Here is a 7,272-nt window from a genome sequence, read left to right as displayed (position 1 = left end):
CTTACATAAACAGTGAAACTTTATGATATCAGTACAATTATTAACATTCCAAAGAGGGTGGGTCGCTACACTGATTAAATATTAAACATTATAAATCAGAATAATGGTGATCTTGATGAATACAGATTTAATTGAACGTTTAAAGAGTGATGTGACCGCCATTGTGCTGCAAGGTGAAACTGAACATCTATTTGCCAAGGATCAGGCCTTAGCCCAATTCTATCCTGTATTCTTAAGTATTCTTCGTGCAAGACCGGCCTGGATTGAAAGTCTAGGCCAGCAACTTAATCCCAAAATTGATGAATTATTTAATAATAATCCGACCCTAAAACAACAATTCCTGACTCAGTTAGATTCAACTGCACCTCAAGATGACATTGAACTGACCCTGAACCGGGCAATTGTTCCAACCATGAATTTCTTGCAGGCAGAAGCGGGTGCACCCACTGCTGAAGCAGTAGGGCATTTGCTAGATACCCATGCAGACTCGATTCAACGGGCATTACCAGTCTGGGCTGGTTCTATAGAGGCATCGCTAGGCGTATCTCCGCTGGCAGGACAAAACCTGAACCGCGCACCGGGTCTGGATTCCGAACCGGAAGCAGAACCGGTACTGACTGAAGAGAAAAAGGCAGTGGTGTTCTGGCCATTTATTCTCCTCGTGATTATTGCTGCAATTATCTTATTCTTCTTCCGTGGATGCCTGCGTGATGATGATCCGGATGAATTACGAAATGCTCAGGCGGTGAGTGAAGCTGCTGCAACGAATCCTGCAATTCTAAAAATCAGCACCGGTAGTCAGGGTGAAATCGTCAACTGTCAGGTACAGATGAATGATCCGAAATATATGCAGATTCTGCAAAATGAAATTAAACAGATCTTTAATTACAGTATTGGCTGTGGTACAGTAGCCAATGAAAATTACCATTCTGAATTTATTGATCAGGATACGATTCCTTCAGTACTAAAACTGCTGCAAGGCATGTCAAATGTGACTTTGACTTGGGCAGGTAATCAGGTGTCTGTGCAGGCAGCGAACAGTGCAGATGCACAGCGTTTGGCAGGTCAGATTCGTGGTCTGACTAAAAATGTAGAAGTCGTGACCCAAAAACCGGTTGATATGGACGAGGCAATCAGTACAGCCAATACTGAGGCTAAAAAAGCTTTAGATGAACTTCAGATGGAAAATATTGAGGCCTTGGATGTTGCTACTGCCTTAAACCTGCAACTTATTCATTTTGCGACAGGTTCTACAGAAATTCCTGAAGTGAATAAAAGCTTGCTAGATCAGACCGCAGCTTTATTGCAATATGCCAAAGATGTACGTCTAACCGTGATAGGCCATACTGATACGGAAGGCAGCAGCACTCAAAATCAGGAACTGTCTTTAAAACGTGCTCAAGCCATTGTGAATTATCTGGTGCAGAAAGGGGTGAATCCGGCACAATTACAACCTGTAGGTATGGCGGCGAATCAGCCTGCTCAATCGAATGCGACTTCGAACGGTCAGTATCAAAACCGTCGTGTAACTTTTGAAGTTATGAGTACCGAAGACGGTCGTGTCCATACTGTAGATAATGAAGGCGTAGTTGAAAAGAAAGCCAGCTAAATAATTCTTTCATCATAAAAAAGGACGAGTGATTCGTCCTTTTTTATTTGTTATGAATTAAGAGAAGACGGGTGGGGTATAGGTCAGGGTTCTTCCCAGGAACCAGAGCAAGAACAGTACTAACGGAAGATGAAAGACCAGTTGGGTTACAGTGAAACCGATCACATCTTTAGCCTTTAATTTCAAGATTCCCAGCATGGGAAGCATAAAGAAAGGATTGATCAGATTGGGCAAGGCTTCGGCTGCATTATAAATCTGGACGGACCAGCCTAGATGTACTTTCAGGTCATGCGCGGCCAGCATCACATAAGGTGCTTCAATAATCCATTTTCCTCCACCAGAAGGAATGAAGAAACCTAGAATCGCTGAATAAATTCCCATAACGATGGCAAAGGTTTCCTGTGAGGCAATCGACACGAAGAACTCGGCAATATAATGCGACAGAGAAAGATCAGCAGAATTCAGGGCATTGGTCATCATAAAGGCAATACTGCCATAAAGCGGGAATTGAATCAGTACCCCTGAAATGGCCGGCACGGCTTTGGACACAGCATTGAGAAAATTACGTGGTGTACCATGTAGGGCTACACCTAAAATCAGAAAGATAAAGTTATAGGTGTTTAAGCTGGAGATCGCCAGAATCGGATTGCTTTTAGAAAACTCGTTTAACATCCAGACCAGACCCAGAACCACAATCAGAATACTTAAGATTGGCGAGTTTTCCAGCCAGTCACCCGGCCGTTTGTGGATCACGGTTTCAGTCTTTTCTTCTTCAATCTGGATCGGGAAGTGATCAATGGTTTTAATATGATTGCCTTTGGGCGCAGACCAGTAGGCAATGGCAATCGAAGCGATGATCAATACTGCTGTCATGATCATGGATTGCGGCAGGAAAATCGTTTCAGTAAATGGAATCACACCGGTCAGATTATACAGAGGTTCTGGCAGGCTGGATTTGTTGGCCTGTAATTGCGCTGCTGAAGAGCTGATACCCAGTGCCCAGGTTGCGCCCATCCCGATAATCGCTGCTGCGGCAGCCGCACGGTAATCCATATTCAGTTCTTTACGCTGCGCTAGCGCAATCACCAGAAGTGCGGTTAGAACCGTACTCATCGCCCAGTTAATCAGGGAAATCAGTAGACTAACAGTAGCTACGAGAACGATGGCTCCACGTCCAGAATGAGGAATGCGCGCCATTTTCTGAATCAGTAATTGCATCGGTTTGGAAACTGAAACTACATAACCGACCACGATCAACATGCACATCTGTAAGGTAAAGGGAATCAGACTCCAGAATCCGTCACCAAATGAAATCGCGACGTCTTGTGCCGGTGCACCAATGCCAATCGCGGCAATCGCAACGATGATGACACCGAGTAGGGCAAAGATATAAGAGTCCGGAAACCATTTTTCAGACCAGTCGCTGACGCGCATGGCAAAGCGCTGCAAGATATTTTGTTGAGTTTGCATAATTAAAATCCATTTATTCTGCATTTGTTATTAAGAAGCGACTTTCTTCAGCCAAAAAGAAACCCTTAAAAATTTTCATTTTAAGGGTTGGGAAAAATCAGGCTGCTTTACGGAGTAAAGGTACACCGGTGACTTTCTGAATTTCATCAAAACTGACATCGGGTGCCAGTTCTACAAGTTGAATACCTTCAGGTGTGACATCCAATACACCTAAGTCAGTAATAATCCGGTTCACTACGGCCTGGCCAGTAAGCGGAAGACTACATTGTGAGACAATTTTAGGCGTACCATCTTTGGCGCAGTGTTCCATCAGCACCACAACTTTTTGCACACCTGCGACCAGATCCATGGCACCACCCATGCCTTTGACCTTCTTGCCTGGAATCATCCAGTTGGCCAGATCACCATTTGCTGAGACTTCCATAGCCCCCAGAATGGCGATATTGACATGACCGCCACGGATCATGGCAAAGGAGTCGGCACTGGAAAAGAAAGATGCACCTTTGCGGGCAGTTACCGTCTGTTTGCCAGCATTGATCAGGTCGGCATCCACAGTCTCTGCCGTTGGAAATTCTCCAATACCCAGCAGACCATTCTCAGACTGAAGCCAGACATTAATATTCTCTGGAATATAATTTGCGACTAAGGTTGGCAGACCAATACCCAGATTCACATAGAAACCATCTTCAAGTTCCTGTGCGGCGCGCTGCGCCATTTCATTACGTGTCCAAGCCATGATCAAGCCTCCGCCTTTAAAGTCATCTGTTCAATCCGTTTTTCCGGTTGGGTATTCAGTACAATCCGGTTCACATAAATGCCGGGAAGATGAATTTCATCTGGATCAAGGGCACCGATCTCGACAATTTCTTCAACTTCAGCAATGGTCACTTTACCAGCCATGGCACAGACCGGATTGAAGTTCTGGGCAGTTTTACGGAAAATCAGGTTGCCGGCTTTATCGGCCTTATAAGCTTTAACCAAAGCTACATCAGCAGTTAAGGATTCTTCCAGAATATAAGACTTGCCATTGAATTCGCGGACATCTTTACCTTCAGCAATGACGGTTCCAACACCGGTCGCGGTATAGAAAGCGGGAATACCTGCACCACCGGCACGTAATTTTTCTGCCAACGTGCCTTGTGGAGTCAGTTCAACTTCGAGTTCGCCGCTTAAGTATTGGCGTTCAAATTCCTTATTCTCGCCCACATACGAAGAGATCATCTTTTTAATCTGTTTGGTTTCCAGCAATAGCCCCAAGCCAAAGCCATCCACACCGGCATTATTAGAAATACAGGTCAGATTTTTGGCACTGGTTTCTTTTAAAGCTGTAATCAGGGCTTCCGGGATACCACATAGACCAAAACCGCCTACCGCCAGGGTATGTCCATCCTGGATGATGCCGTCTAAAGCGGCTTTTGCACTGTCATACACTTTATTTGACATTTTTACCTCGATTTATTCTTCTCTTACAGATCTCTTTTATCTAAAGATCTGCTGATTTCTATCCATGAGGACTTATAGAGTGTCCGGCTATTTCAAGTTTTTAAGCACAGGCTTTTTGCCAATAGGCATTGGCATAATTGGATGGATTATTGCGTTGTAATACCTCGCTGATATTACGGCTGGCCTGCATCAAAGCATCCAGTTGAATACCGGTTTCAAAGCCCATCTTGGAGAGCAGGTAATACAGGTCTTCAGTTGAAACATTGCCGGAAGCACCTTTGGCATAAGGACAGCCACCGAGACCGGCAATAGAGGAGTCAAATACCCGAATCCCTTGCAGCAATGACTGGTAAATATTAGCGATGGCCATGCCATAGGTATTATGAAAATGACCGGCTAGCACTTTACTATCAATTTCTGAAAGACAGGCATCCCAGACGTTCTTCACGCGATCCGGAGTTGCCGTACCAATGGTTTCACCTAATGACACTTCATAGCAGCCCATGTCTAGTAGACGCTGTGTAACTTTGACGACCTGCTTCGGATCAATTGCACCTTCATAAGGGCAGTCCACCATACAAGAGACATAGCCACGCACCTTGACATCATTTGCTTTGGCAGCTGCCATCACATCTGCAAACTTCTCAAAGCTTTCATCAATCGAGCAGTTGATATTCTTGTGGGTAAAGCTTTCAGAAGCTGCGGTAAATACCGCAACTTCTTTACAATCCACAGCCAGCGCTGATTCAAAACCTTTCATATTTGGCGTCAGTAAACTGAATTGGATATTCGGATCTTTAGGCAAGCTGGCAAATAGCACATCGCTATCTGCCATCTGTGGGACCCATTTGGCTGAAACACAGGAACCGACTTCAATTGCCTGTAAACCTGTTTTCATCAGATCTAGAATCAGGTTTTTGCGGTCATCTAGTGTTAAAGGTGTTTTTTCGTTTTGCAGGCCATCGCGTGGCCCGACTTCTACGATTTTAACGAAATCTGTCATGCAACTTCCTCCGCTAGAGGCTGGAACTCTACCAGTTCATCGCCAGCTTTAACCTGGTCACCTTTCTGAAAGTATGAGTTTGCGATAATGCCATCATGCGGAGCGCGAATGGTATATTCGATCTTCATTGCTTCCAAAGTCAGCAGTACATCGTCTTTTTTCACTTTGTCATTTGCCGCAACCAGAACCTGAGTAATCACACCTGGCATTGGTGCAGTCAGATTGTTTTCAGTGCATTGTTCATCTCGGCCATTAAAATCAGACTTCAGATAAGTAAACTTGTAACTTTGACCATTCTGGAACAGGGTAATGCCATGCTCAGTCCGGCTAAATGCCAATTTCTGCTGCTGACCTGCAAGATTTAACTGGAGTAGGTGTTGATCGAGCAGCTCACCCTGGATAGTGAGTGTCTGGCCTTCATAATTTGCCAGGAAGCTATTTTCTAGCGCTTTAAAGCTCACCACACGTAAAACGTCATTACATTGTAATTTAATTGTATAGATATTTTGCTGATTCAGACGCCAAAATGCTTTTTGCTGCCAGACGGGATTATTGCTCGTCGGGTTTTGAGCCAGACGAGATAACAGTTCAATCAAGGCTGCAGTGACCACTAATTCTACACTGATATCAGCAGATGATTTGAGTAGAAGCTCTTCTTCACGTTGAATCAGGCCAGTATCAAGATGGGCATTTTTAAATGAATCACATAATACTAAGCGATCTAGAAAGGCGATGTTATTGCCAAGACCATCGACATGGAACTGACCCAAGGCATGATGCATCTGGGTTAAAGCTGCTTCACGGTTTTTGCCCCAAACAATCAGTTTGGCAATCATCGGATCATAATAGGTGCTGATTTCATCACCTTCGACAATGCCACTATCCACACGCACGCTGTCATTTTGTTCTGGATAGTGCAAATAGCTGATCTGACCGATGGCAGGAATAAAACCTTTTTCTGGTTCTTCGGCATAAACACGGGCTTCGAGTGCATGACCGTGTATCTGTAATTCATGTTGCTGTTTCGGTAAAGGCTCACCAAATGCGACACGTAACTGCCATTCCACCAGATCCTGACCGGTGATCATTTCAGTGACCGGATGCTCAACCTGTAGACGGGTATTCATTTCCATGAAGTAAGCAGTACCGTCTTGTTCAACGATGAACTCGACTGTACCCGCACCAACATAATTTACTGCACGTGCAGCATCAATTGCGGCTTGGCGCATCGCCTCAAGTTTATCTTCAGGCATTTTTGGTGCAGGTGCTTCTTCTAGAACTTTCTGGTGACGACGCTGCACAGAGCAATCACGTTCAAACAGATGCACATAATTACCATGTGTATCACCAAAGACCTGAACTTCAATATGACGTGGTTGCACCACATAACGTTCAATCAGCACATCTTCATTGCCGAAGCTGGAACGTGCTTCGCTTTTACAGGAAGCGAGTGAACTCAGGAAGTCTTCACTACGCTCGACCAGACGCATGCCTTTACCGCCACCGCCGGCACTAGCCTTGATCAGTACGGGATAGCCGATACTATCGGCTTGCTGTTTCAGGAAATCTGCATCCTGATTAGTACCATGATAGCCTGGAGTTAACGGTACACCAGCTTTTTCCATTAAAGCTTTAGAAGTCGCTTTCAGACCCATTGCTAAGATTGCATCTACTGGCGGACCTATAAAGACAATGTTGTTGTCCTGACAGGCCAGGGCAAACTGGTCATTTTCAGACAGGAAACCAT

At 44.8% G+C, this 7,272-nt stretch carries 6 protein-coding genes; 1 reads left to right on the top strand and 5 read right to left on the bottom strand.

What is annotated here, in order from left to right:
* Positions 1-115 precede the first annotated feature (115 nt).
* Positions 116-1,609, top strand: a complete 1,494-nt coding sequence (locus tag B4J23_RS13505; protein ID WP_291361324.1) for an OmpA family protein — start codon at positions 116-118, stop codon at positions 1,607-1,609.
* A gap of 57 nt (positions 1,610-1,666) precedes the next feature.
* On the opposite strand, the gene B4J23_RS13500 is transcribed toward B4J23_RS13505, so the two are convergent.
* The 5 genes from B4J23_RS13500 to B4J23_RS13480 form a co-directional block, all read right to left on the bottom strand.
* Entirely contained in the window at positions 1,667-3,079 is a 1,413-nt protein-coding gene (locus B4J23_RS13500) for a short-chain fatty acid transporter (protein WP_291361322.1), read from the bottom strand.
* Between the two features lie 97 nt (positions 3,080-3,176).
* Positions 3,177-3,815 carry a CoA transferase subunit B gene (locus B4J23_RS13495; RefSeq protein ID WP_125279247.1) on the bottom strand — a complete coding sequence of 213 codons (639 nt, stop codon included), beginning with the start codon at positions 3,813-3,815 and terminating at the stop codon, positions 3,177-3,179.
* 2 nt (positions 3,816-3,817) lie between these two features.
* Positions 3,818-4,522, bottom strand: a complete 705-nt coding sequence (locus B4J23_RS13490; RefSeq protein ID WP_291361319.1) for a CoA transferase subunit A — start codon at positions 4,520-4,522, stop codon at positions 3,818-3,820.
* A 100-nt stretch (positions 4,523-4,622) separates the two neighbouring features.
* Positions 4,623-5,525, bottom strand: coding sequence for a hydroxymethylglutaryl-CoA lyase (locus B4J23_RS13485; protein ID WP_125279245.1), 903 nt, complete (start codon positions 5,523-5,525; stop codon positions 4,623-4,625).
* On the bottom strand, positions 5,522-7,272 hold a 1,751-nt coding region (locus B4J23_RS13480; RefSeq protein WP_291361317.1), incomplete at its 5' end, for a biotin/lipoyl-containing protein. The genes B4J23_RS13485 and B4J23_RS13480, both read right to left, overlap by 4 nt.

Source organism: Acinetobacter sp. UBA3025 (assembly GCF_002367915.1).
Lineage (GTDB): Bacteria > Pseudomonadota > Gammaproteobacteria > Pseudomonadales > Moraxellaceae > Acinetobacter.
This window is presented reverse-complemented; position numbering and strand designations above follow the sequence as displayed.

What these genes read in the sequence shown, in the direction of transcription:
- B4J23_RS13505 (WP_291361324.1), top strand. Translation starts at nt 116, where the DNA reads ATGAATACAGATTTAATTGAACGTTTAAAGAGTGATGTGACCGCCATT.
- B4J23_RS13495 (WP_125279247.1), bottom strand. Translation starts at nt 3,815, where the DNA reads ATGGCTTGGACACGTAATGAAATGGCGCAGCGCGCCGCACAGGAACTT.
- B4J23_RS13485 (WP_125279245.1), bottom strand. Translation starts at nt 5,525, where the DNA reads ATGACAGATTTCGTTAAAATCGTAGAAGTCGGGCCACGCGATGGCCTG.
- B4J23_RS13490 (WP_291361319.1), bottom strand. Translation starts at nt 4,522, where the DNA reads ATGTCAAATAAAGTGTATGACAGTGCAAAAGCCGCTTTAGACGGCATC.
- B4J23_RS13500 (WP_291361322.1), bottom strand. Translation starts at nt 3,079, where the DNA reads ATGCAAACTCAACAAAATATCTTGCAGCGCTTTGCCATGCGCGTCAGC.